Here is a 24,116-nt window from a genome sequence, read left to right as displayed (position 1 = left end):
GGATGATTGTGTGTCCGGAGAGACTATGAGGAGGTCAACGGTGACCCGACAGATTGTTTCCGTCGTGGGTGGCAAGGATGCCGCCAGTACGGGCACGTACGCGTCCATCAACCCCGCGCGCACCAGCGAGATCGTGGCCCAGGTGGGGCTGGCCGACGCCGGCACGTTCGCCGACGCGTGCCGTACCGCCAAGGACGCGCAGCGGGAGTGGGCCAAGGTTCCCGCGCCGGTGCGCGGGCGGGTGATCGCGTCGATCGGGCGGCTGGTCGAGGCCAACGCCGAGAGCCTGGCCCGGCTGGTGACGCGGGAGATCGGCAAGCCGTACGCCGAGGCGCTGGGTGAGGTGCGGGAGATCGTCGACACGTGCGACTTCTTCCTGGGTGAGGGGCGCAGGCTGTACGGCCAGACGGTGCCGTCGGAGATGCCGGACAAGAACCTGTTCACCTTCCGCAACCCGGTCGGGGTGGCGGCGGTGATCACCGCGGGCAACTTCCCGGTGGCGGTGCCGTCGTGGTACCTGGTGCCGGCGCTGCTGTGCGGCAACGCGGTGGTGTGGAAGCCCGCCGAGTACGCCGCGGCCTCGGCGCACGCCCTCTACCAGATCTTCGTGGCCGCCGGGCTGCCGGACGGGGTGCTCGACATCGTCTTCGCCGACGGGGCCCAGACGTTCGAAGGGCTGGAGCGGGCGCTCACCGAGGGCACCGTGCAGAAGATCGGCTTCACCGGCTCCAGCGAGGTGGGCAGCAAGATCGGCGAGCTGGCCGGCCGTCACCTGCAGGCGCCCTGCCTGGAGCTGGGCGGCAAGAATCCCATGGTGATCATGCCGGACGCGGAGCTCGATCTGGCGGTGGAGGGCGCGCTGTTCTCCGGTTTCGGCACCGCGGGTCAGCGGTGCACCAGCCTGGGCACGGTGATCGTGCACGAGAGCGTCCACCGGGAGTTCACCGAGCGCTTCGCCCGCGCCGTACAGCAGGCCGAGATCGGCGATCCGGAGCAGGATGTGCTGGCCGGGCCGCTGCTGGACCAGAAGTTCGCCGACCGTTACGAGGACTATCTGACCTGGATCCAGCCGCACCACCAGGTCATCTCCGGCCCGGTCGGCCGGATCACCGCGGACAGTCCGCGGCGCGACTTCACCGGGGCGGGCGGGCTCTACTATCACCCGGTCGTGGTGGACGGGGTCAAGGCGTCGGATCGGCTGTTCCTGGAGGAGACGTTCGGCCCGATCGTGGGCGTGACGACCTTCGCGTCGCTGGACGAGGCGATCGAGCTGGCCAACCTGCCCGGCTACGGCCTGTCGAGCAGCATCTACACCACCGACCCGAAGCACGCCTTCCGCTTCCGTGAGGGTATCTCGGCGGGCATGGTGAGCGTCAACAACTCCACGTCCGGCGCGGAGGCGCATCTGCCGTTCGGCGGCAACGGCAAGTCGGGCAACGGCAGCCGCCAGTCCGGCATGTGGGTGCTCGACCAGTTCACCCGCTGGCAGTCGATGAACTGGGATCACTCGGGCCGCCTGCAGAAGGCTCAGATGGATGTTGCGGACATCAGCCCTGATATGGGCTTCCGCATCTGAGTTGTCTTATACCGAGAGTGAATAAAGCCACCCCGCCGGCGAGAAAATCCCTCCCGGCGGGGATGACCCATGTCACGATGACGACGCCTTGAGTTACAAAGAGAAGTCATCACGTGACACTCAGTGCTCAGTCGGCACGAGAAAACGCGGGCCCCATCGGGGGTGCCCGCGTTTTCTCACGTTGTCAGGTCAGACCTGGCCGACCTTCTCCAGAGCCGCGCAGCAGGTGTTGACCAGCAGGCGGGTGACCACGTACGGGTCGATGTTGGCGTTCGGGCGACGGTCCTCGATGTAGCCCTTCTTGTCCACCTCGACCTGCCACGGGATGCGGACCGAGGCGCCACGGTCGGAGACGCCGTAGCTGTACTTGTTCCACGGGGCGGTCTCGTGGGCGCCGGTCAGGCGGCTCTCGATGTCAGCGCCGTACTGCGAGACGTGCTCGACGGGCTTGTCGCCCTCGCCGAGCGCCTCGCAGGCGGTGATGATGGCGTCGTAGCCCTCACGCATGGCCTTGGTGGAGAAGTTGGTGTGCGCGCCGGCGCCGTTCCAGTCGCCGCGGGCGGGCTTGGCGTCGAGGGTGGCCTCCACGCCGTAGTCCTCGGCGGTGCGGTAGAGCAGCCAGCGGGCGATCCACAGGTGGTCGGAGACGTCCAGCGGACTCGCCGGGCCGACCTGGAACTCCCACTGACCGGGCATGACCTCGGCGTTGATGCCGGAGATCGAGAGGCCGGCGGCCAGACAGCGGTCCAGGTGGATCTCCACGATGTCCCGGCCGAACACGGCCTCGGCGCCGACACCGCAGTAGTAGTGGCCCTGCGGGGCGGGGAAGCCGCCCTCGGGGAAGCCGAGCGGGCGGCTGCCCTTGAAGAAGGTGTACTCCTGCTCGATGCCGAACCACGACTCCTGGTCGGCGTACTTCTCGGCGATCGGCCGCAGCAGGGCGCGGGTGTTGCTCTTGTGCGGCGTGCCGTCGATCTCCTCGACCTCGCACAGGACCAGTACGCTGGTGCCACCGCGGATCGGGTCCGGGCAGGTCATCACGGGACGGAGCACTCGGTCCGACGCGTGGCCCTCGGCCTGGTTGGTGCTGGAGCCGTCGAAGCCCCACACCGGCGGCTCGACCCCGTCAGCCAGGATCTTGGTCTTCGAGCGCAGCAGAGCAGTGGGCTCGGTGCCGTCGATCCAGATGTACTCAGCCTTGTAGCTCACGGTGGTCCTTTCGAGGATTTTCTAAGCCACGCCGAGTCTTATGGATAGCCGTTTCCCGGATTTTGCCCGCATGTGAACGGCGTGTTAAGCCGTCAGCCTTCTCGTACGGTTTCCGCGACAAGGGTACGCACTCCCGTACTCCGGTTCAGATGGCGCTTTCGCGCCGCCCGTTCCCGTCGTAGCCGAGCAGCCGCATCGCCGTGTCGGGGTCGAGTGCCGCCGCCAGGAGCTGGGCTCGGGCGTGCGCCTGGTCGCGTTCGCGTTCGGCCCTGAGCTGCTTGGCCCGTACGCCCTTCACCGCCACGGCCGCCAGCCCAGCGCCGACGATCACCGCCACGACCACGATGAACAGCACGAGCAGCAGCACCGGCAGGGCGACCCCCGGTCCGGCCCCGGTGCTCGTCGCGCTCGTCGCCGTGCCCGAGGCCGGACTGCCCGTCAGCGCGCCGGTGACCGCGAGCCCGACGAAGAGCGCCAGCACCACCAGGGTGAACGCGCCGGCCACCGCCACCCACAGCCGCCTGCCGGGCGCCCCCGCCGGTGCCACGGGCGCGGGGCGAGGCTGGGAGACGTACGAGCCCGTCATCGGCACGAACTGCGGACGGGCGGTCACCACCTCGGCCACCGCCGCGGGCCGCGGCAGCGCGCGTTCGACGCGGCCGTGCCGCTGCCGCGCGGTGGCGGCGTCGCGGTGGTAGTCCTCCAGTTCCCGGTAGAGCTCGTCGGCGGCGTAGCGGGCGCCGTCGACCAGCGGCCCGCGTGACCGTTCGATGATCGCCACCACGTCGTCGCCGGTCAGTGTCCGGTACGTCTCCAGCGCGTGCGCCACGCTGAGCACGTCCCTGCGGTGCTCCAGCAGTAGCCGCTCGGTCCGCTCCAGCAGCCGGGCCAGGGTGGCCTCGATCCGCTCCGCCGGCGGGCCGCCGCCATCATCCGGGCCGGGCGCGGCCGTGATCTCCAGCTCCCGCAGCGCGGTCAGCGAGGTGACGCCCGCCCCCATCCCCCAGGCCGTCTCCATGTGGGCGGTCAGCACGGTGGCCGCGTGCAGGTCGCCGGAGACGGCGGAGGAGCTGTCGCCGAAGAACATCCGCTCCCCCGCCAGCGCGGCGAGCGAGATCATGATGTCCTCCTCGACCTCCGACTTCCACCGGAGGCCCTTGGGCTCGGCCGCGCCGACCGGGCCCAGGTGGTCGGCGCCTTTCTCGATGGTGGCGAGGTCGATCTCGAGGTGGCGGCGGGTCGCGTACGCCACCACCGCGTGGCAGGCCTCGTGCACGGCCAGGGTGTGCCGCTCGCGGTCGAGGTGTTCGGCGTCCCCGGGCGGGCCGAGCCGCTGGAACCGTCTGGCACGCAGCACGTCGGGCCAGGTGATGGCCTCCCTGCCGTCGCGGAGCGCGCTGATCAGCGCCTCGTTCACCAGGTCCTTGATCGTGGCGCCTGTCGCGTACGGGGTGATGGTGGCGAGTTTGTCGATCTGCCGATCGGTGAGCTCGTGGCGGACCCGGTCGAAGGAGCCCCGGTAGGTGCGCGCCCGTCCGGCCGTGGACGGGTGGCCGACCTTGAGGACGCGGTCGATCCGGCCGGGTTTGAGCAGCGCCTCGTCCAGCGCGTCGGGCCGGTTCGTGGTCATCAGGAGGAGAACGCGGTGGTTCGGCGGCGGTTCGGGGCGCATCCCGAGCAGCCGCCGCACCGGCCGGTCGACGAGCCCGCGCCGCTCGCCGAGCGCGGACAACTCGGTGAGCAGCGCCCGCAGGGTGCCGTCCTCGCGGGCTTGCGGCTCCCGTACCTCGCGGCGGCCACGGAAGGCGAGCACCGATCGGGTCTCCTCCGGCAGGTAGGCGAGGCCGTGACAGGTGGACGAGCCGGACGAGCCGGACGAGCCGGACGAGCCGGACGAGCCGGACGAGCCGGACGAGCCGGACGAGCCGAAGCTGAATGAGCCGGACGCGCCGGACGAGCCGCTCCGCCCTTGCCGGGCCGGGCCGGCCCGGCGGCCGAGCGCGTCCACCTCGTCGAAGAGGACGACCACCCCACCGTGTCGGAGCGCCAGCTTGCGCACCCTCCTGAACAGCGCCTTCATCTTGAGTACGCCCGTGAACGCGCCCGAGTCGACGACGACGTACGGCCTGCCCGTCTCACCCGCCACGGCCTCGGCCAGCAGCGTCTTGCCGGTGCCCGGCGGCCCCCACAGCAGCACGCCGCCGGGCAGGTGGCCGCCGCGCCGCTCGATCTCGCCGGGCCGGTCCAGCCGGGCGACGTATTCCCGGAGCTGCTCCAGCACGTGGTCCTGGCCCCAGACGTCGGCGAAGCGAGTGGTGATGTCACCCGGACGGTAGGTCTCGACGCCACCCCGCGACAGGAACCAAACCAGACCGGCGACCGCCAGGACGATCACGAGGACCGGGAGAAGCACCGGCAGCCTCTCGGGCACCCTGAGCAGCGCGAAGAACGGGCTGGTGCCGAGCACCGCGCCGAGCGCCAGCGAGAGCGTGACGAGCCAGAACGCGATCTTCAGCGCCCGTGCGGCACGGAACCTGGTCCCGGCGGAGAAGCGCCGGCGCGACCACCGCGCGAACCCGCCGAAGACCCGCCCGCTCCAGAACCGGTGATAGCCGGACCACCGCTCGCCGATGAGGCCGTGCGCCTGCCGCAGCGCCTCGGCGCCGAGCAGCCAGAAGATCCACGGGTGCGCCTCGGCGATCACCCGCATCGCCTCCGGGTAGCTCATGATGCCCTCGAAGTCGGCCATCACCTGCCAGGTCAGCACGAGATAGACGACCGCCAGGCCGGCGAGAAGCCTGCTCCGGTCCCACAGCGGCATCCTCAGCCTCGTCACCGATGCTCCCCTATCCGCGTGGTCGAAGCAGCTTGAAAGAGGCCGCGATCTCCTCGAACTCCGCGCCTCGCGCCGCGAAACAGCTCGACCGGCAGGTGATGAGCATGACGGAGACGGTGCTGCCCTGCTCGTCGAGGATGGCGGTGTGGTCGAACGTCTGGATCGTGGCGCCGATCTGATAGTTGAAGCGCACCCGGACCCCCCGCGCGCCGTTGTCGAGCAGGACCAGCCGATCGCTGATCGGCTCGAACCCGGTGAACAGCGGCATGCGGCCGGTGCTCAGCGCGTTCGTGACATAGGCGGTGCGCATCTCCTCCGTCACCGGAAGGATGAAGTCCCGCAGCCGGTCGAGCGAGACGGTGGCGCGCTGTTCCTCGGTGAGCTTGTGCACGGTGGCGTAGACGAACGGCGAGCGGGAGTCGAAGAGGTGGCCGATGCCCGGCTCCGGCGCCTGGTCGAAGGCGGTCGCCCAGACCCGCCGTTCACGCTGCAGGGCGGCCTGGGTGTCGGGCTGGTTGCCGCTCAGCGCCAGATCCAGCGAGGAGGCGTCGATCTGGGCGAAGGAGGCGGGAACCTTGAAGTAGGTGGTGCCGTCCCTGTCGCGTACATAGGTGAACTCGGGCTGTCCGCACGCGGACACCATGACAAGCGTGAGAAGCGTGACCAAGAGCGTGATCCAAGCCCGCGTCTGTCCCACCAGGGCTTACCTCCGCTTTACGGGGCAACGCCATTGTTGTGCCCGCTTTCTTGCCGTACGAGCCGTCCCGGCGACGAGAAATCTTGACCAAATCTTGGCCGTACTCTGTCTGGACCGTTACAGATCGTCTCGGGCCGGTCGGTAAAACCCGCTGGCAACTTCCGGACCAGGCATTGGTCAGCTGCGGGAAGTGGCGAAAGATGGGAGGACCCACCTTCGCATGACGGAGTAGACATGACACATTCGGCAGTGGACTCCTACGGCATGACCGCCGAACGCGCCTTCGCCGACCTCTGGTCGCGCACCACGCTCTCGGCGAAGGGCCGCCGTCTGCTCCTGCTCGGCCTGCTCGTCGGCCAGGGCCTCGACGAGCAGGTGGACGTGCAGCTCGACGCCGGCCTGCGCACCGGAGAGCTGAGCGAGAGCGAGTTGCGCGAGGTCGTCGTCTTCTGCACCCACTACGCGGGCTGGTCACGAGGCGCCCGGCTCAGCACCCAGGTCGAGGAGCTGATCGAACGCGTCAGGCGGGATCGATCCGATAGAGCGGACCCGCCAGGCTGAGCGCGTAGAGCTCGCCGTCTTGTCCCTCGCCGAACGACGAGAGCTGCTCCACCCGCCCGACCTCGGCGCCCTGGTCGAGCTCCTCGACCGGGGCGGCCTTGATCCAGCCCGCGCAGAAGTCTCCGTACAGGAACTGACCGCGCAGCCAGGAGATCTTCGTGCCTCGGTAGACGTAGCCGGAGATCACCGAGCAGGTGCCGCCGTCGTTCAGCGGGTAGACGATGACCGGGTCGACGGGCTCGGCCGCCTTGCCCTCGCCGAAGCGCTCCTTGCCCTCGCGCACGTTCCAGCCGTAGTTCTCGCCGCCTTCGGACCCGGCCGGCTGGAAGTCGACCTCCTCCCACTGGTTCTGGCCGACATCGCCGATCCACAGATCGCCGGTCTCGCGGTCGAAGCCGAACCGCCACGGGTTGCGCAGCCCGTACGCCCAGATCTCGCGCCGCGCGCCCTCCTTGCCGACGAACGGGTTGTCCTCGGGGATCTTGTACGGCTTTCCGCGCGGGTCGATGCGCAGGATCTTGCCGAGGAGGGTGCCGAGGTCCTGGCCGTTGCCCTGCGGGTCGCCGCCGCTGCCCCCGTCGCCGAGTGCGATGTAGAGATGGCCGTCGGGGCCGAAGGCGAGCTGGCCGCCGTTGTGGTTGGCGTAGGGCTGCCGCTGGGTGAGCACGTCGCGCCGGGCCGTGGCCTTCTTGCCGTCGTAGGCCCACTCGGTCACGTGGGTGGTGCCGGCGGTGTCGGTCCAGTCCAGGTAGAGCCAGCTTCCCGTGGGGTGGAACGCCACGCCCAGGAGCCCCTGCTCGTTGCCGCCGCTCACCTCGTCCGACAGGTCCACGATCGTGTCGCCCGTGCTGGTGCGCAGCTTGCCGCTCTGCTCGGCGACGTAGAGCCGCCGGTCGTCCTTGCGCACCGCGAACGCCACCGGCCGATCCAGCTCGGCGATCTTGGTGAAGCGAAGCTTCCCCGGGGTCACCCGCTCGGCCGTCTCTTCCTCGGATGCCTCCTCCTCGGGCGTCTCCCCTTCAGGCGTCGTCCCTGGCGGTGCGGAGGCGGCAGGCGAGGTGGGCGCCGACGAGGTCACGGCCCCCTCCGGCGCGGCGGCGGAGCAGGCGGTCAGGGCGACGGCGAGGACCACCACGGCGAGGCGCACGCCGCTCATCCTTCCACGCCCAACCCGCACACAACAGATCCCGCGAACCCGCCCATGCCCGGCCTGGAGCGGTGGGTGCGGGCGACACGTCGGCGGGGGTCTGCGGCCGGTGTGGGGCGCGGTTAGAGTTCGGCCATGCCTACCGCACTGATCACGGGCGCGACCGCCGGCATCGGCGCCGCCTTCGCCCGGCGCCTCGCCGCCGACGGCTTCACGCTGGTTCTCGTCGCTCGTGACGAGAGCAGGCTCGCCGAGACGGCCGACCGGCTGAAGCTGAGATACGGCGTCTCCGTCGAGGTGCTGCCCGCCGACCTGGCCGGAGAGGACGGCCTGTCACGCGTGGAGGCACGCTGCCGTGAGGGCGTCGACCTGCTGGTCAACAACGCCGGCTTCACGCTGCTGGGCAGGTTTCCGGACAACCCGGTCGCCGACGAGCTGCGCATGCTCAAGGTGCACTGCGAGGCGGTGCTGCGGCTCACGCTGGCCGCGCTGCCCGGGATGAAGGAGCGTCGCAGGGGCGCGGTGATCAACCTGGCGTCGGTGGCGGGGTTCTTCGCCAGCAGCTCGTACGGCGCGTCCAAGGCCTACGTGATCAACTTCAGCGAGTCCGCCGCGGCCGAGGCGCGGGGGGACAACGTCAGGGTGATGGCGCTCTGCCCGGGTTATGTGCGTACCGAGTTCCACCAGCGAGCCTCGATGGACATGTCGGGCACGCCGGGCTTCATGTGGCTCGACGCGGACCGGGTGGTGGGCGAGGCCCTGCGGGATCTGGCCCTGGGCAAGTGGGTCTCGGTGCCGTCCCTGCGCTACAAGGCCGTCGTGGCGGCCGGCAAGCTCTTCCCGCGCCGCCTGGTGAGCGAGCTCTCGGCCCGGTTCGGCCGCTGAGCCGTACGAACCGGGGGAAATGAGGCGGGCCCTCGCCGCGGGAGGGGGTCGCGGTGAGGGCCCATGACGGCCGCGAGCGCAGGCTCGCGGCCGGGCACTGGAGGGTCGGTCAGCGGCCGATGTTGGCCGGGTGGCCGATGGACAGGCCGGAGTCCGTGTCGAAGAAGTGCAGGTTGTGCGTGTCCAGGACCAGGTCGATGGGCTGGCCGGAGCGCGCGTGGCTGCGGGCGTTGACGCGGGCGGTCCACAGGGACTTGTCGCCGACGAGCGGCAGCGCCGACTCGTCCTCGTCACCGGTGTCGGCGGCGGCGACGGTGTCCTTGTGCTCGACGGGCGGGGCGTCGATCAGGAACAGGACGTTGATCTCGGAGCCGAGCTCCTCGGTGACCTCCGCCTTGACCGACAGCGTGGCCCAGCCGTCGGCGTGGCTGCCGGCGGAGGTGGCGTCCTCGAAGTCCGACGGGCGGATGCCGAGGATGAGCTTCTTGCCGGTGTACTGGTCGAGGCCGGGCTTGTCGGAGAAGGTGGAGTCCGGGATCGGCAGCTTGAGGTCGGCGAAGGTCACGTAGCTGGTGCCGCCTTCGCGGACGAGCTCGGCGGTGACGAAGTTCATCGACGGCGAGCCCATGAAGCCCGCGACGAACAGGTTGACCGGCGCGTCGAACAGGTTCTGCGGGGTGTCGACCTGCTGCAGAAGGCCGTCGCGGAGCACGCAGACGCGGTCGCCGAGGGTCATGGCCTCGACCTGGTCGTGGGTGACGTAGACGGTCGTGACGCCGAGGCGCTCGTGCAGCGTGTTGAGCGAGGCGCGCATGGAGACGCGGAGCTTGGCGTCCAGGTTGGACAGCGGCTCGTCCATGAGGAAGGCCTGCGGCTCACGGACGATGGCGCGGCCCATGGCGACACGCTGGCGCTGACCACCGGACAGGGCGGCCGGCTTGCGCTTGAGGTAGGGGTCCAGGCCGAGCATCTTGGCGGCTTCGCCGACGCGCTGCTGGATCTCCGCCTTGGGCATCTTGCGGAGCTTGAGGCCGAAGGCGAGGTTCTCCTCGACCGTCATGTGCGGGTAGAGCGCGTAGTTCTGGAAGACCATCGCGATGTCGCGGTCCTTCGGCGGCAGGTGGTTGACCACCTTGTCGCCGATGGAGATCTCGCCGCCGCTGATGTCCTCCAGACCGGCGATCATCCGCAGCGCGGTCGACTTTCCGCAACCGGAGGGGCCGACGAGAACCATGAACTCCCCATCCTTGATCTCAAGGTTGAGGCCGTTCACCGCCTTCACGCCACCGGCGTAGATCTTGTCGACGTTGGACAGAACGATCGATGCCATGACAGTCCTTCGCGCTCAAGGGCGGGGCCCCTACGGTGATGCGGAGTTTCCACTCCCGTGGATACGTTTTCAAGCATCTCACCGGAAACCGGGTATTCCTGTCAAGGGTTACCGTGTGAGCAGCCGAAGCAGACGCGTCTCTTCTTCCGCCTGAATGGAAACTATGATGGAATCGTTTCCATGGAGAAGCGGGCGACGATCAAGGACGTGGCGCAGGCGGCGGGCGTGGGGGTCGCCACGGTGTCCCGGGTGCTGTCCGGCGGTTCGGCCAGCCCCAGCACCAGGGAACGGGTGCTGGCGGTCGCCGCCCAGCTCGACTACCGCCCCAGCGCGCTCGGCCGCAACCTGCGCCAGCGCCGCACCGGCGGCATGGGGCTGCTCGTGCCCGATCTCACCGACAGCTTCTTCGGCCGGCTCGCCGAAGGGGTGCTCGCCTGCGCGCGCTCGGCGGGCGAGCCGGTGGTGGTCGGCTCCACGGGCGACGACCCCGAGCAGGAGTCCGAGCTGATCGGGATGCTGCTGGAGCAGAGCGTGGACCGGGTGATCGCGGTGCCGTCGGGCGACGCCGACGCGTGGCGCCCGGCGATCAGGGCGGGCATGACGGTGATCTTCGCCGACCGGCTGCCCGCCGTCCCGCAGGACCCGGCCGCCGCCTCCGGCTTCGGGGATCTGATGCTCCTCGACGGCCTGGCCGCCGCCGCTCCCCCGCCCGCCCGCGCGCTCGACGCGCCCGCCGTCCTGGCGGACGACCGGGCGGGCATCCGTACGGCGGTCCGCTACCTGTCGGGCCTGGGCCACCGGCGCATCGCCTTCCTCGGCGGCCCCGGCCACGATCGGCGGGTGGCGGCCTTCCGTGAGGCCGTGGGCGAGCCCATGGACGAGGAGCTGATCGTGTTCGCCACCGGCAGCCGGGACTCCGCCTACGCCGCCGCCTCGGGCCTGTTCCAGAGCCGCCCCGACCTGTCGGCGGTGCTCGCGGGCGGCAACATGCTCGGCGAGGCGGCCGTGCTGGCCGCCCGGGAGCTGGACCTGCGGGTGCCCCAGGACGTGTCGCTGGTGATGTACGACGACGTGCCGTGGGCCGAGCTGTGCTCGCCACCGCTGACGGTGATCGCCCAGCCCGGCCGCGACATCGGTTACCGCGCGGCCGAGCTGGTGCTGCGGGCGGGCAGCAGACGCCCGCGCACCGTCGTGCTCCCTACGGAGCTCATCGTGCGCGGCAGCTGCGGCCCACGCCGCTGACCCACCTCACCCGCCGGCCTCAGCCCGCGGGCCGCCACAGAGCCTTGTACGGCCTCAGAGGACCTTCTCGATGGCCGAGATGACGCTCGGGTCCCCCGGCGTGGTGCGGGGGCGGAAGCGGGCCACCACGGCGCCGTCGCGGTCGACGAGGAACTTCTCGAAGTTCCACTGCACGTCACCGGCCACGCCCTCGGCGTCGGCGGCCTCGACCAGGCGCTCGTAGAGCGGGTGCCGGTCCGGGCCGTTCACCTCGCCCTTCTCCAGCAGCGGGAAGTCGACTCCGTACGTGGTCGAGCAGAAGGTCTGGATCTCCTCGGCGGTGCCCGGCTCCTGGCCGCCGAACTGGTTGCACGGCATGCCTATCACGCTGAGCCCGCGTGGGCCGTACTCCTGCTGGAGCTTGACGAGCCCGCCGTACTGGGGCGTCATGCCGCAGCGGGAGGCGACGTTCACGACGAGCACGGCGCTGTCGCCGGCCAGTTCGGCGAGGGTGGTGGGGACGTCCGCCAGGGTGCGGACCGGAATCTCTCGAACACTCATGGTCCGACCTTACGAGGTGCTCTCGCGGCACGCATGTGACAGAGTCCACAACTTTCCCATAAACCACCAGAACAACCCTAACTGGCGATCTTTACCTGTTACCTACTCTTTCATGGTCAATTCGCAATAAATGCGGCATGTCGTGCAGGGTGACGCGGTCCCCGATTCCTTCGAAAGGAGACCCGCATGCCCATGCTCCGCCGTACCAACGTCCTCCTGCTGAGCGCCACGCTCATGACGGCGGGCGGCGCCACGGCCGCACAGGCGCAGAGCTCCCGGACCGGTGCCACCAGCGCCGGCAGCACCACCACGACGGCCGCCAAGGCCGTCAAGAGAGCCGGCAAGAACAAGGCCATCGCCAAATCCATGGTGACCAAGCGCGGCTGGACCGTGGCCCAGTTCAGATGCCTGGCCAAGCTCTGGACCCGGGAGAGCGGCTGGAACCACCGAGCCGCCAACGGCTCCTCCGGCGCCTACGGCATCCCGCAGGCGCTGCCCGGCCACAAGATGGCCACCAAGGGGCGCGACTGGCGCACCAACCCACGCACGCAGATCGCGTGGGGGCTGAGCTACATCAAGCAGCGGTACGGCACGCCGTGTCGCGCCTGGGGCCACTTCCAATCCCACCACTGGTACTGATCCAAACCCCAGGCTTGGGCACGTTTCCCGGCAAGCCCGCACCAGCCAGGCGCCGGGCCGGGCCATCAAGGTCCAACGAGAGCGCCCTTTGTCGATAACGGTGCGACAAACACCTGTCCTTCGCGTGTCCCGGGTCATCACACAGAGTGACGACGCGTACTAGAAACCGGCTAGAGGACATGTCGTGGAGCCCTCCGGGCCGTCCGGTTCGCCGGACGGAAAACCGATCCCGGAGGGCCGCGCGGGCCCTGACCGTCCGAGCCACGGGCGGCAGCGACAGGGTGCCGGGGAAGCGAGAGCGCCCGCCCGCACACGACCCGACCGCGAGGATCGAGTTGAACAGCAAGCGCACGCTACACAGAGTAATCATCACCTTCACCGCGTTCACCGCCGTGAGCGGGGTCGCGCCGACCACCTGGGCCGATACCGTGCCCGCCTACGTGCCCGCCGACGTGCCCGCCGACGTGCCCGTGAAAGCGCCCGCCGAGGCGCCCACCGAGGTGTCCGCCGAGATCGGACCTCAGGCGCACATCTGGGAAGCCCCGGTGGTGAGGACCGGCACCTGGCGGACCTCCGCGCGGCCACGCGTCGCCCACCGGCCGCAGAGCAGCAAGGGGTTCGCACTGGATCAGGTGGTGCAGCGGGCGTGGCCGCTGCGCGAGTTCCGGTGCCTGGACGCCCTGTGGACCAGGGAGAGCGGCTGGAACCACCGCGCCCACAACCCGTCGTCAGGCGCCTACGGCATCCCGCAGGCGCTCCCGGCGGGCAAGATGCGGGGAGCCGGCCCGGACTGGCGGCACAACCCGGAAACTCAGATCCGCTGGGGTCTGTCCTACATCAAGGGGAGGTACGGCAGGCCTTGCGGCGCCTGGGGGCACTTCAAGTCACACAACTGGTACTGAGACGACCGGCGAGGGCATCCGGCTCACCGGATGCCCTCCCGCCGCGCCGGATGCACGGCGATCGCCTGGATGAGCAGCTCGACCCCGAAGTCGAACTCGGCCTCGTGGTCACTGGCCCAGACGAGCGACGACAGCGCGCTCACCTCAGGGAACAGCACCGGATCCACCTCCTCGGCGCTGAGCGCCGAGGTCCGCACGGGGGCGAAGGTGGGCGTCATCCCGACCTCGCGCAGCAGCGAGCCGACGATGAACGCGATGAACATCCGCAGCACCCGCACCGCGTCGACCCCGTCGAACCCGGCGCCGCGCAGTGTCGCCAGGGCCCGCTCGACGGGCAGCAGGCCGGCGTCGGAGTGGAGCTGCCGGGTGACGACGAGCAGGGTGGAGCGCGGGTGGCCGTGCGCGATCTGCCGGAACGCGCGGGCCTGCGCCCGCACCCGGTCCGTCCAGTGCGCGTCGGGATCGTCGGTGAACTCGATCCCGCTCAGCACCGCCTCGGCCACGCCGTTCAGCAGCGCGTCCTTGTTGGGCACGTGGTTGTAGAGGGACATCACGCCCACGCCCAGGTCCGCCGCGACGCGCCGCATGGAGACCGCGTCGGCGCCCTCGCGCTCGATGAGGTCGATGGCCGCGGCGACGATGCGCGCCCTGGACAGGGGCTCGGAGCTCATAGCTCATTCTATGGACCACACGCCGGCCTCAGGAGCTTCCGTGGAAACGCCGGTGCGGGCTTCAGGCGGCCCCGTGGAAACGCCGGTGCAGCTCGCGCACCTCTGCCGCCAGCTCCGGCGCCGGCCCCTCCACCACCGCGTCCGGCACCACCTCCGCGACGGCCAGCGTCCGGACGGGCGGCGGCTCGACGCCCAGTTCGGCCAGCCACTCCCCCAGTTGCCGCGACGACGCGGCGTACACGATCCGTCCCAGCCCCACCCAGCCGTGCGCGGCCGCGCACATGGGGCAGTGCTCGCCGGAGGTGTACACGGTGGCCGCGGCGCGCTCGTCCGCCGTCAGGTTGACCGCCGCCCAGCGCGCCAGCTCGAACTCCGGATGCCTGGTCCGGTCCCCGGTGGCGACGACGTGGTTGTGGTCCTCGGCCAGCACCTCGCCGGCCGCGGAGACCAGGACGGAACCGAACGGCTCGTCGCCCGATTCGACGGCCTGTGTTGCCAATTGGACACATCTGCGCAGGTGACGAAGGTCTGACTCATTCATACTGACACCCTTCCACGGGAACGTCAGGGGTCGGTTCCCATCGCGCCACGACATGCTCACCGACGCCCACGCTTCCAAAAATCGGTTGATCGGCCGTATTAGCCTTACAAGGATGCCTCCTGATACGCGTGCTCTTCGTCGTCCCCTGCTCAAAAACAACTCGCTCTGGCGGCTGAGGCCCTATCTCCGCCCTTATGTGGTCAGGCTGGTCCTCATCTGGCTGGCCGCGATGGTCGGCATCGGCGCCAGCATCGCCCTGCCCCTCGTGGGCGAGCAGGTCGTCGACGGTCCCGTGCGTGACGGTGACGGCGGCGCGCTGCTCCTGCTCGGCTCGATCGCGCTGGGACTGGGCGTGCTCGAAGCGCTGCTGATCTTCCTGCGCCGCTGGTCGCAGATCAAGCCCGTGCTCGGGCTGGAGACGGCCATCCGCGACGATGTGTACGCCCACCTGCAGCGGCTGCCGATGAGCTTCCACGGCGACTGGCAGTCCGGGCAGATGCTGTCGCGGATCACCACCGACCTGTCGACGATCCGCAGGTTCACCGGCTTCGGCATGCTCTTCCTGGTCATGAACATCCTGCAGCTCATCGTGGTCACCGCGCTGCTGCTGAGCAAGCACTGGCCGCTCGGGCTGCTCGTGGCGGCCTCGGCGGTGCCGATCGTGATGCTGTCCATGCGGTTCGAGAAGCGCTACATCAAGATCTCCCGCCAGGTACAGGACGAGCAGGGCGACCTCGGCACGTTCGTCGAGGAGTCGGCGATCGGCATCCGGACCATCAAGGCCTTCGGCCGCCGCCGCCATGTGTACGAGAGCTTCGACAAGGCCGCGGTCAAGGTCTACGACACCTCCATGGACAAGGTGCGGCTGTCGGCCCGCTTCTTCACATTCCTGGAGGTGATCCCGAACTTCACGCTCGCGCTGGTGCTGCTGGTGGGGGCGCTGGCGGTCGGGCAGGGGCAGCTCACGCTGGGCGCGCTGTTCGCGTTCACCACGCTGGTGCTCCAGCTCGTCTGGCCGATCGCGAGCCTCGGCTACATCCTGGCCATGGCGCAGGAGGCGATGACCTCCGCCGACCGCGTGATGGAGGTCATGGACATGGTGCCGGCGATCACCGGCGGCACCGGCCGGATCGAGCGGCCGCGCGGCCATCTGCGCTTCGAGGGGGTCGGGTTCCGCTTCCCCGGCGCCGACCGGCCGGTGCTGCACGACGTCTGGCTGGAGGTGCGGCCGGGCGAGACGGTCGCCGTGGTGGGCGCCACCGGCGCCGGCAAGACGACGCTGACCGCCCTGGTCCCCCGGCTGATCGACCCCACGGCCGGCCGGGTCACGATCGACGGGCACGACGTGCGCGACCTGGCGCTGCCGGAGCTGCGCTCGGTGGTGGCGACGGCGTTCGAGGAGCCGACGCTGTTCTCCATGAGCGTGCGCGAGAACCTCACCCTCGGCCGCCAGGACACCACCGAGGAGGAGCTGGCCGGCGCGATCCGCACCGCCCAGGCCATGTTCGTGTACGACCTGCCCTGGGGGCTCGACACCCGGATCGGCGAACAGGGCCTGTCGCTGTCCGGCGGCCAGCGGCAGCGACTCGCGCTGGCGCGGGCCGTACTCAGCAAACCCAAGATCCTGGTGCTCGACGACACGCTGTCGGCGCTCGACGTGGAGACCGAGGCGCTGGTGGAGAAGGCGCTGCGCGAGGTGCTGCGGGAGGCGACCGGCATCGTGGTCGCGCACCGCGCCTCCACCGTGCTGCTGGCCGACCGGGTGGCGCTGCTGGCCGACGGCGCGATCACGCACGTGGGCCGGCACCAGGACCTGCTGAACGAGGTGCCCGCCTACCGTGCGCTGCTGGCGCAGGACGCCGACCTCGACCCCTCGGAAGGAGCCCTGCGTTGACCACCCCGACGACCACCCCGACCCCATCGACCGGCTCGTGGCGCGGGGTGGCCTCCGAGGATCAGGACGAGCTGTCGGACAAGGTCAGCGGACTGCTGCGGGTACGCTCCCGCAGGCTGCTCGGCGACCTGCTCACCCCGCACCGCAAGGCCATCGCGCTGCTCACCGCGGTCATCGTCGTCTCCAACGCGGCCGGGCTCGCCATCCCCTACCTGGTCAAGGTGGGCATCGACGAGGGCATCCCGCCGATGCTGCGCGGCACCGGACCCGGCACCCTGCTCACCGTGGTGGGCGTCATCCTCGCCGCGGCCGTCACCCAGGCGCTCACCCGGCAGGCGTTCCTCACCATGTCGGGCCGGATCGGCCAGGACATCCTGCTGGAGCTGCGCAGGCGGGTGTTCGACCACTTCCAGCGGCTGTCGCTGAGCTTCCATGAGAAGTACACCTCCGGGCGGGTCATCTCCCGGCTCACCTCCGACATCGAGGCCATCGCCGAGCTGCTGAACTCCGGCTTCGACGGCCTGGTCACCGCGGTGCTGACGATGTTCGGCACGGCCGCGCTGCTGCTGGTGCTGGACGTCCACCTCGGGCTGGTGGCGTTGATCCCGCTGCCGCTGCTGCTGCTGTTCACCCGGTGGTTCAGGCGGCAGTCGGCGATCGTCTACCGGCGCACCAGAGAGACGGTGGCGCTGGTCATCGTGCACTTCGTGGAGTCGATGACCGGCATCCGCGCGGTGCAGGCCTTCCGCAGGGAGCCGCGTAACCAGGAGATCTTCAAGGAGCTGAACGACGACTACCGGGACGCCAACGTCCGGGCCATGAAGCTCATCGCGATCTTCATGCCGGGCATCAAGCTGATCGGCAACGTCACGGTAGCGGGCGTGCTCTTCTACGGCGGCTGGCTGGCCTTCCACGGCGAGGTCACGGTCGGCGTCCTGACCGCCTTCCTGCTCTATCTGCGCGGGTTCTACGAACCCATGCAGGAGATCAGCCAGTTCTACAACACGCTGCAGTCCGCCAGCGCGGCCCTGGAGAAGCTGTCGGGCGTGCTGGAGGAGGAGCCGGTGGTGCCGGAGCCGCGCGAGCCCACCCCGCTGCCCGCGCCGCGCGGAACGGTGCGGTTCGAGGGCGTCAGGTTCGCCTATGTGGAGGAGATGCCGATCCTGCCGGGCCTGGACCTGACGATCCCGGCGGGCCAGAGCGTGGCGCTGGTCGGCTCCACCGGGGCCGGCAAGACGACACTGGCCAAGCTCATCACCCGCTTCTACGACCCGACGGCCGGACGGGTGCTGCTGGACGGCGTCGACCTGCGCTCCCTGGACGAGGCGACGCTGCGCGCCGCCGTGGTCATGGTGACGCAGGAGAACTTCCTGTTCAGCGGCACGGTCATGGACAACATCACGTTCGGCAGGCCGGACGCCACCGAACGGGAGGTGCGGGAGGCGGCCAGGGCGATCGGCGCGCACGAGTTCATCTCGGTGCTGCCCGACGGCTACCGGACCGAGGTGGGCAAGCGCGGCGGCCGGATTTCGGCGGGGCAGCGCCAGCTCGTCGCCTTCGCCAGGGCGTTCCTGGCCGACCCCGCGGTGCTGATCCTGGACGAGGCCACCTCCAGCCTGGACGTGCCCAGCGAGCGGCTGGTCCAGCGCGCGCTGCGCACGATCCTGTCGGACCGTACGGCGCTGATCATCGCGCACCGGCTGTCCACCGTGGAGATCGCCGACCGGGTGCTGGTCATGGAGCGGGGCGAGATCGTCGAGGACGGGCCGCCCGGCGATCTGATCACCGCCTCGGGCCGCTTCGCCGACCTGCACCAGGCCTGGCAGGACAGTCTCAGCTGAGTCAGTGGGGGAAGGCCACCGCCGCCATCACCCGGTAGAGCTCGTACCCCACGGCCACCACCAGCGGCAGACCCAGGGCGAGCATCAGCCGGGCCCGCGGTGCCCGCGGCGCGGGCACCCGCCCCGCCTGGGCGGGGATCACGGGGATCCGCACCTCGGGCACCGGCTCAGGCGCGGGCACCAGCTCCGGGTGCCGGCTGAGGTAGCCGGGCGGGAACGAGGTCGTCTGCTGGCAGCCGCACCGCGGGCAGACGCTGTCCGACCAGGGCGGCTGCACGGCCACGCCGTTGCTCAGCCAGATCTCGCCCTCGCGGCCGCGGGTTCCGCTCAGCCGCCGGACGGTGTATTGCACCTCCCAGACGTGTCGGCAGCACAGGCATGCGTACGGCCAGAGCTGATGCGTGTCGAGTTCGTCGCGCACAAGATCACCCCCGGATCAGGGATCGCCACCGCCACCGAGTGTGCGCGCGGTGCCACATATCTACAAGGGCGGCCTTGTGCGACCATGAGTTACTAAAAGGTCACTATCAGTGTCAGGCCGGGAGCCAGCGGTTCCGGGCCGGGACCGGGCTGCGCAGCGGAGTGTCGTCGGCGGGGCGCGACTCGGCCGGGATCAGCTCGGGATGGCGGGCGAGATAGCCGGCCGGGAACATGGCCGTCTGCTGGCAGCCGCACCGCGGGCAGACGACGTTCGACGAGGGCGGCGGCACGGGCACACCACCCTGCAGCCAGATCTCGGTCTCGGTGCCGTCACGGGCGTCGACGAGCCTGACGAGATAGTCCTCTTCCCAGACGTGCATACAACTGCGGCACTCGAAGGGCAGGGTCCGGTGATCTTGTCTCATGAGGTCACCTCCTCACTTTCGAGTGTCCGCCCTCTTTCCTCAGGTCCGCAACCCAGCTTTCCTCAGGTCCGCAACCCAGTTTTCCTCAGGTCCGCAACCCAGCGCGACTCAGGTCCGCGGTCATCGGACGGTCAGGACGAGGACGAGCGCGCCCGCGACCACCGCGAGCGTGCCGAGCCAGGCGAACAGCGCGTCCAGCCCGTTGTTCAGCGGCGTGCCCGCGTGCAGGGCGCGCTGCGCACGGCGGAACCGTGCCCCCGTCCTGATCAGCAGGACCGCGCCGCACAGGGCGGCCAGCGCGAAGCCGGCGACGGCCGGCGGGGGCAGGCCGGCGCCCGCCGCCAGTCCGGCGCCTCCCAGGCCGCCGGTGGCCAGCGTCACCGCGGTGCGCACCCAGGCCAGCCGGGTCCGCTCGCTCTGCAGCCCCGTGTCCCAGACCTCCTGCGACATCTCTAGGCCGCCAGCAGGATGAGCACCAGGGCCAGCACGGCCACGGCGGCGACGCCGAAGCCGAAGATGGGCGCCAGCGCGGGCGGCGGGAGGGAGGTCTGCTGGCGCAGCGCGCGCTGGATGCTGCGCCAGCGCGGATAGGCCATGCCCGCGGCCAGCGCGGAGAGCGTGACGAGGACGACGGCGAGCGTGGTGCGCAACCAGGGGACGAACACGTCGGCGGGCACCGCCGCCATGGCCACCCCACCCGCGCTGAGCGCCAGGGAGGTGCTCAGCCAGGTGAGGAAGGTGCGTTCGTTGGCGAGAGTGAAACGCGGGTCGGGCTCCATGAGAGAACGGTATTTCGCAGCCATTCTCCCTAGAGATATGGGGTTGATGACCGCTGTGGTTCATATCAGTGTTCGTCAGTCTTCATCTGGTTTCTCTAGCGCGATCGCGGTCTGTCACGTGGCGATCGGGGTCGGCTCAGTGGCCTGCGAGCTGGTGGACGGCATGACGAAGCGCCGTAGAGGTCTGCGACTTGGCGCCGCCTCTGGGAGGTGCGGTCTGCCCCACCCTTCGCCGTCACGTTGAGCATGCAAAGAATTACTCAACGTACGGTCATGCTGGTAGAGTCATTCGCGCAAACTCTCGAATGTGGGGGAGGAGATCGTCGTGCGGGTCGTGCAGGCATACCGTTTCGCGTTGGACCCCACCGCGCGCCAGGTCGCCGCGCTGGTGTCGCATTGCGGGGCGGTGCGGGTGGCGTTCAACTGGGGCCTGGCGCAGGTGAAGGCGAATCTGGCGCAGCGGGAGGCCGAACGCTCCTACGGCATCCCCGACGACCAGCTCACCCCGGCCCTGTCCTGGTCGATGTACAGCCTGCGCAAACGCTGGAACCAGATCAAAGACGAGATCGCCCCGTGGTGGGCGGACAACTCCAAGGAGGCCTACGCGTGCGGGCTGGCCCGCCTGGCCGACGCCCTCGCGAACTGGCGCGACTCCAAGCAGGGCACGCGCAAAGGCCCGAATATAGGGTTTCCCCGGTTCAAGACCAAACGCCGCGCCGCCCGGTCGGTGCGGTTCACCACCGGCACGATCCGGCTGGACGGCCACACCCACGTGATCCTGCCGGTGCTGGGCCGGATCAAAACCTGCGAACCGGTCGGCAAACTCGCCCGCCTGCTCGCCGGGGGCGGGGCGCGGATCGCCTCGGCGACGGTGCGGTGGCAGGAGGGCCGCTGGCACGTCAGCTTCACCGTGCACACCGAACGAGCGGTGGCCGCACCTGCCCGGCCGGACGCGGTGATCGGGGTGGACCTCGGCGTCAAGACGCTGGCGGTCTTCTCTGACGGATGCCCCCCGGTCGCCAACCCCCGCCATCTGACAACGGCCGCGCGTAAGCTGCGCCGTCTGTCGCGGGCGGTTTCCCGCAAACGCGGCCCGGACCGGCGCACCAGCCAGCGGCCGTCGCAGCGGTGGTTGCGGGCGAACGCTGCTCGCAACCGGGTGGAGTATCGGGTGGCGGCGTTGCGCCGTGACGGCATCCACAAGTTGACTACGAGCCTGGCCCGGACGTACGGCACCATCGTGGTGGAGGACCTGCACGTGGCGGGGATGGTCCGCAACCGGCGGCTGGCCCGCGCCGTCTCCGACGCGGGCTTCGGTGAGATCCGCCGCCAGCTCGCCTACAAGACCGGCTGGCACGGCGGCCGGTTGGTGGTGGCGAGCCGCTGGTTCCCCTCCTCCAAGACGTGTTCATCCTGCGGTGCGGTGAAAGCCAAACTGCCGCTGCGGGTGCGTACCTACGTGTGTGAGGGGTGCGGTCTGTCGATGGACCGTGACGAGAACGCCGCGCGCAACCTCGCCTCGCTGGTGGAGCGTACGGTCGCCGGGAGTGGCCCGGAGACCATAAACGGACGTGGAGCCGACCGTAAGACCCCGCCTGGCGGGGCAGGTGGCCGTGAAACGTCAACCCCGCACCGGGCACCCACTGCCCGGATCAGAGGAGGACCTTCGCCCGCACCGGGCGAATCACTGAGAACCCTCGAAACTCAGTGAACGGATTAACCTGTGCAGGCCTGGGCGACCTTCTCCACGTAGGCGGCCGTGTCCGTGCCCACCTTCTGGGTGGCGTCGACCACGTCGTTGACGCTCTGCACGTTGATGCCGGACAGGGTGGCGGCCAGGTCGTCGGAGGCCTGCTTGATCGTGGTGTTGGCGGCCTGGTCGGCGACGTCGTTGAGCTTGGCGGCCGTGTCGTCGAGCGCCTTCTCCATGGCCTGTGGGTCGTTGGCCAGGCTGGCGAGCTGGCCCGTCAGCTCAGCGACGATCTTCGGTGCCTCCAGGCAGGCCTGAGCCTTGTCGATGGTGGAGTTGACCTCGGAGCATCCGGTGACGAGCACGAACGCGGAGAGGGCGGCAAGGGACGCGAACCGGGTATGAAGGCAACGCATGACCCGACCCTACCCAACGCTCAAGCGCCCCGAGGCGCTGAAACCGCGTGGAACATGGGCCTGCCGAACCCGGCCCGGCGGGCGTTCTAGGATCGATGCCATGGCTATGTGTGAGCATCTTTCCCAGGCGGACGACCCTGCGGCGCGGACTCCGGAGGGGTGTGAGGAGTGCCTGGCCGCCGGTGGCCGGTGGGTGCACCTGCGGCGCTGCCTGGAGTGCGGTCACATCGGGTGCTGCGACTCCTCGCCCGCCAAGCACGCGACCGGGCACTACCGCGCCACGGGGCATCCGGTGGTGCAGTCGTTCGAGCCCAACGAGGCCTGGCGGTGGTGCTTCGTCGACAGCGCGATGGGCTGACACGCGGGCATCACCACTCGCGGCGGTCGCCCCGGTCGTCGTACTGCTGGTCGGGGCGGAGCCGCTCGCCGGTGGAGAACATCGGGTCGCCCACGTAGGGGTGGTTCAGGTCCGCGTCGGGGCCCCGGTAGGGGTCGGGCTGCTGGCCCAGCGCCAGCAGCGGGTCCACCGGGTTGGGCGGGGTCCGGCCGTCCGCCTGGCCGTAGTGGTCCTGGCCGTAGGACGGACTCTGCCCGTACGTGGCCTCCGGGCTGCCGAGGAACGGGTCCTGACGCCGGCCCGCGCCCGGGATGCCGTGCATCGGGGTGCCGAGACCGGGCGTCGCGGCCGGACCGGCGGGCGGCGGGCTCTGCAGGGGCTGACTCTGCGGGGGCTGACTCTGCGGGGGCGGCTGCTGCCGGTAGTGGCCCTGACCGCCGTAGGAGTCCTGGCCGCCGTAGGAGTCCTGGCCGCCGTACGCGTCCTGACCGCTGTAGGAGTCCTGACCGCCGTAAGGGTCCTGCGCGCTGTACGGGTCGGGCTGCCTGGACGGGAACGGCTCCGGCCGGGGGGCGGCGTAGGTCTCGCCGGAGTGGTAGGGCTCGGCGGCCTGGGAGGGGAAACCGAGCGGGTCGGTCGTCAGAGGCGCCTGGCGCCGCCTGTCATCCGGCATCTGGTAGACGGGCCCGCCCGTGCCCGTCTGGCGCTCCTCGACGTACTGAGGGCCGGTGAAGGGCTCGGCGGGGGGCGGCTGCTGGACGTACTGCGGCCCGGAGAGCGGGTCGCTGTAGCCGCTGTCGGTGTACTGCGGCCCGGAGAAGGGATCGGGGCTCGGGTCGGCGAACGGCTGCGGGGCGCCGAAGCCGTCGGCACCGCCCTGGTCGGCGTACTGAGGACCGGTGAAGGGCTGGCGCTGCGGGATGGCCGTGCCCCTGGGCGGGGTCGTCTCACTGTAGGAGGCCACCAGCTTGTCCTGGTGGGGCGGCGTGGGGGTGCCCCGGGCCACCAGCACGTCGTTGGGCGCGAGCGCGGCGGTGGGCCGCTCGTCCTGCGGCGGCGGCTGCACCGGGTTCGGCGGGCGCTGATACTGGCCGGTGCCGGGGATCACCTCGGTGCCGGCCTCCTGGTCGGGCATGGCGGGCTGGTCACCGGAGGCCTCGGTGAACCCCTCGTCGAGGGTGTCGAGCAACCGGCCGACATCATTCATCGGCATGCGGAAGCTCGCGGTGCACATCTCTCCCCGCCACAGGCTGAGGACCAGGGTGCCCTCATGCCAGGTGACCCGGAGGCACCGCTCCTGGCCTCGGGCATCGAAGAACACTTCGCCGAACGACGGCAACGGGACAACTTCCGACATGGCAGACATTATTGCTTCAACCAGCCTTTATCCGTCCACTCAACCCCGGAAAACCCTACCTAACCGGACTTCCCCTCCCCATCGGTGACCCCTGTGGCCCCATCAGCGCGACTGGTCGACCGGTTGGAGTTCCGATCGCCCAGTGTGCCATGCGAGGCGGCGAGGGTGCCCGGGAACGTCG

General features: G+C 70.1%; 24 protein-coding genes. 10 read left to right on the top strand and 14 right to left on the bottom strand.

Translation table 11 applies throughout. The features are described 5' to 3' along the window. Window positions 1-40: 40 nt before the first annotated feature. Window positions 41-1,576, top strand: a complete 1,536-nt coding sequence (locus tag IEY87_RS39345; protein WP_225278117.1) for an aldehyde dehydrogenase family protein — start codon at window positions 41-43, stop codon at window positions 1,574-1,576. 189 nt (window positions 1,577-1,765) lie between these two features. Here IEY87_RS39345 and glnII read toward each other — a convergent pair whose 3' ends face one another. From glnII to IEY87_RS39330, 3 genes are all read right to left on the bottom strand, one after another. Continuing rightward, window positions 1,766-2,785, bottom strand: a complete 1,020-nt coding sequence (glnII, locus tag IEY87_RS39340) for a glutamine synthetase (protein WP_189143939.1) — start codon at window positions 2,783-2,785, stop codon at window positions 1,766-1,768. 145 nt (window positions 2,786-2,930) lie between these two features. After that, a complete protein-coding gene (locus IEY87_RS39335; protein WP_225278116.1) occupies window positions 2,931-5,621 on the bottom strand; it encodes an AAA family ATPase in 2,691 nt (896 codons plus the stop codon). Window positions 5,622-5,631: 10 nt separating this feature from the next. Beyond that, window positions 5,632-6,288 (bottom strand): hypothetical protein, encoded by a 657-nt coding sequence (locus IEY87_RS39330; protein ID WP_189143938.1) that lies wholly within the window; start codon window positions 6,286-6,288, stop codon window positions 5,632-5,634. Window positions 6,289-6,552: 264 nt separating this feature from the next. Between IEY87_RS39330 and IEY87_RS39325 the strand changes: the two genes are divergently transcribed. Continuing rightward, window positions 6,553-6,879, top strand: a complete 327-nt coding sequence (locus tag IEY87_RS39325) for a carboxymuconolactone decarboxylase family protein (protein WP_189143937.1) — start codon at window positions 6,553-6,555, stop codon at window positions 6,877-6,879. Here IEY87_RS39325 and IEY87_RS39320 read toward each other — a convergent pair. After that, window positions 6,839-8,026, bottom strand: a complete 1,188-nt coding sequence (locus IEY87_RS39320; protein ID WP_225278115.1) for a PQQ-dependent sugar dehydrogenase — start codon at window positions 8,024-8,026, stop codon at window positions 6,839-6,841. The genes IEY87_RS39325 and IEY87_RS39320 overlap by 41 nt on opposite strands. 135 nt (window positions 8,027-8,161) lie before the next feature. On the opposite strand from IEY87_RS39320, the gene IEY87_RS39315 reads away from it, so the two are divergent. Then, entirely contained in the window at window positions 8,162-8,911 is a 750-nt protein-coding gene (locus IEY87_RS39315) for an SDR family NAD(P)-dependent oxidoreductase (RefSeq protein ID WP_189143936.1), read from the top strand. Between the two features lie 109 nt (window positions 8,912-9,020). Here IEY87_RS39315 and IEY87_RS39310 read toward each other — a convergent pair whose 3' ends face one another. Next, window positions 9,021-10,241 (bottom strand): ABC transporter ATP-binding protein, encoded by a 1,221-nt coding sequence (locus tag IEY87_RS39310; protein ID WP_189143935.1) that lies wholly within the window; start codon window positions 10,239-10,241, stop codon window positions 9,021-9,023. 180 nt (window positions 10,242-10,421) lie between these two features. Here IEY87_RS39310 and IEY87_RS39305 point away from each other — a divergent pair, with 180 nt between their 5' ends. Next, a complete protein-coding gene (locus tag IEY87_RS39305) occupies window positions 10,422-11,483 on the top strand; it encodes a LacI family DNA-binding transcriptional regulator (RefSeq protein WP_189143934.1) in 1,062 nt (353 codons plus the stop codon). A gap of 54 nt (window positions 11,484-11,537) precedes the next feature. Here the strand turns inward: IEY87_RS39305 and IEY87_RS39300 are convergent, their stop codons facing one another. Further along, window positions 11,538-12,023, bottom strand: coding sequence for a glutathione peroxidase (locus IEY87_RS39300; RefSeq protein WP_189143933.1), 486 nt, complete (start codon window positions 12,021-12,023; stop codon window positions 11,538-11,540). A 186-nt stretch (window positions 12,024-12,209) separates the two neighbouring features. Between IEY87_RS39300 and IEY87_RS39295 the strand changes: the two genes are divergently transcribed. Beyond that, entirely contained in the window at window positions 12,210-12,662 is a 453-nt protein-coding gene (locus IEY87_RS39295) for an aggregation-promoting factor C-terminal-like domain-containing protein (protein WP_225278114.1), read from the top strand. Window positions 12,663-12,997: 335 nt separating this feature from the next. Next, window positions 12,998-13,564, top strand: coding sequence for an aggregation-promoting factor C-terminal-like domain-containing protein (locus IEY87_RS39290; RefSeq protein WP_225278113.1), 567 nt, complete (start codon window positions 12,998-13,000; stop codon window positions 13,562-13,564). 23 nt (window positions 13,565-13,587) lie between these two features. Here IEY87_RS39290 and IEY87_RS39285 read toward each other — a convergent pair whose 3' ends face one another. Both IEY87_RS39285 and IEY87_RS39280 read right to left on the bottom strand, forming a co-directional pair. Then, the gene (locus IEY87_RS39285; RefSeq protein WP_189143932.1) at window positions 13,588-14,235 is read right to left on the bottom strand and encodes a TetR/AcrR family transcriptional regulator; all 648 of its coding nucleotides are present in this window, start codon (window positions 14,233-14,235) and stop codon (window positions 13,588-13,590) included. 61 nt (window positions 14,236-14,296) lie between these two features. Continuing rightward, window positions 14,297-14,776: a nucleoside deaminase gene (locus tag IEY87_RS39280; protein WP_189143931.1), complete on the bottom strand. Its 480-nt coding sequence runs from the start codon at window positions 14,774-14,776 to the stop codon at window positions 14,297-14,299. A 112-nt stretch (window positions 14,777-14,888) separates the two neighbouring features. Here IEY87_RS39280 and IEY87_RS39275 point away from each other — a divergent pair, with 112 nt between their 5' ends. Together IEY87_RS39275 and IEY87_RS39270 are read left to right on the top strand one after the other, a co-directional pair. Further along, window positions 14,889-16,670, top strand: a complete 1,782-nt coding sequence (locus IEY87_RS39275; RefSeq protein ID WP_189143930.1) for an ABC transporter ATP-binding protein — start codon at window positions 14,889-14,891, stop codon at window positions 16,668-16,670. Continuing rightward, entirely contained in the window at window positions 16,667-18,511 is a 1,845-nt protein-coding gene (locus IEY87_RS39270; protein ID WP_189143929.1) for an ABC transporter ATP-binding protein, read from the top strand. Before IEY87_RS39275 ends, IEY87_RS39270 begins: the two co-directional genes overlap by 4 nt. A 1-nt stretch (window position 18,512) precedes the next feature. On the opposite strand, the gene IEY87_RS39265 is transcribed toward IEY87_RS39270, so the two are convergent. The 4 genes from IEY87_RS39265 to IEY87_RS39250 all read right to left on the bottom strand — a co-directional run bounded on the left by IEY87_RS39265 (window position 18,513) and on the right by IEY87_RS39250 (window position 20,135). Continuing rightward, on the bottom strand, window positions 18,513-18,932 hold the full coding sequence (locus IEY87_RS39265) for a hypothetical protein (RefSeq protein WP_189143928.1): 420 nt from the start codon (window positions 18,930-18,932) through the stop codon (window positions 18,513-18,515). 112 nt (window positions 18,933-19,044) lie between these two features. Further along, window positions 19,045-19,356, bottom strand: a complete 312-nt coding sequence (locus IEY87_RS39260) for a hypothetical protein (protein ID WP_189143927.1) — start codon at window positions 19,354-19,356, stop codon at window positions 19,045-19,047. Between the two features lie 120 nt (window positions 19,357-19,476). Continuing rightward, complete coding sequence (locus IEY87_RS39255) at window positions 19,477-19,806, bottom strand: DUF202 domain-containing protein (RefSeq protein ID WP_189143926.1); 330 nt, start codon at window positions 19,804-19,806, stop codon at window positions 19,477-19,479. Window positions 19,807-19,808: 2 nt separating this feature from the next. Next, a complete protein-coding gene (locus IEY87_RS39250; RefSeq protein WP_189143925.1) occupies window positions 19,809-20,135 on the bottom strand; it encodes a YidH family protein in 327 nt (108 codons plus the stop codon). Window positions 20,136-20,442: 307 nt separating this feature from the next. Here IEY87_RS39250 and tnpB point away from each other — a divergent pair, with 307 nt between their 5' ends. After that, window positions 20,443-21,846 carry an IS607 family element RNA-guided endonuclease TnpB gene (gene tnpB, locus IEY87_RS39245; RefSeq protein WP_189143924.1) on the top strand — a complete coding sequence of 468 codons (1,404 nt, stop codon included), beginning with the start codon at window positions 20,443-20,445 and terminating at the stop codon, window positions 21,844-21,846. 5 nt (window positions 21,847-21,851) lie between these two features. Here tnpB and IEY87_RS39240 read toward each other — a convergent pair whose 3' ends face one another. After that, window positions 21,852-22,241 carry a DUF8711 family protein gene (locus IEY87_RS39240; RefSeq protein ID WP_189143923.1) on the bottom strand — a complete coding sequence of 130 codons (390 nt, stop codon included), beginning with the start codon at window positions 22,239-22,241 and terminating at the stop codon, window positions 21,852-21,854. A gap of 100 nt (window positions 22,242-22,341) precedes the next feature. Between IEY87_RS39240 and IEY87_RS39235 the strand changes: the two genes are divergently transcribed. After that, window positions 22,342-22,599: a UBP-type zinc finger domain-containing protein gene (locus IEY87_RS39235; protein ID WP_189143922.1), complete on the top strand. Its 258-nt coding sequence runs from the start codon at window positions 22,342-22,344 to the stop codon at window positions 22,597-22,599. A gap of 10 nt (window positions 22,600-22,609) precedes the next feature. Here IEY87_RS39235 and IEY87_RS39230 read toward each other — a convergent pair whose 3' ends face one another. Then, a complete protein-coding gene (locus IEY87_RS39230; protein WP_189143921.1) occupies window positions 22,610-23,935 on the bottom strand; it encodes a hypothetical protein in 1,326 nt (441 codons plus the stop codon). Between the last annotated feature and the right edge of the window lie 181 nt (window positions 23,936-24,116).

This window comes from Nonomuraea glycinis (assembly GCF_014646515.1).
Classification (GTDB): domain Bacteria; phylum Actinomycetota; class Actinomycetes; order Streptosporangiales; family Streptosporangiaceae; genus Nonomuraea; species Nonomuraea glycinis.
This window is presented reverse-complemented; position numbering and strand designations above follow the sequence as displayed.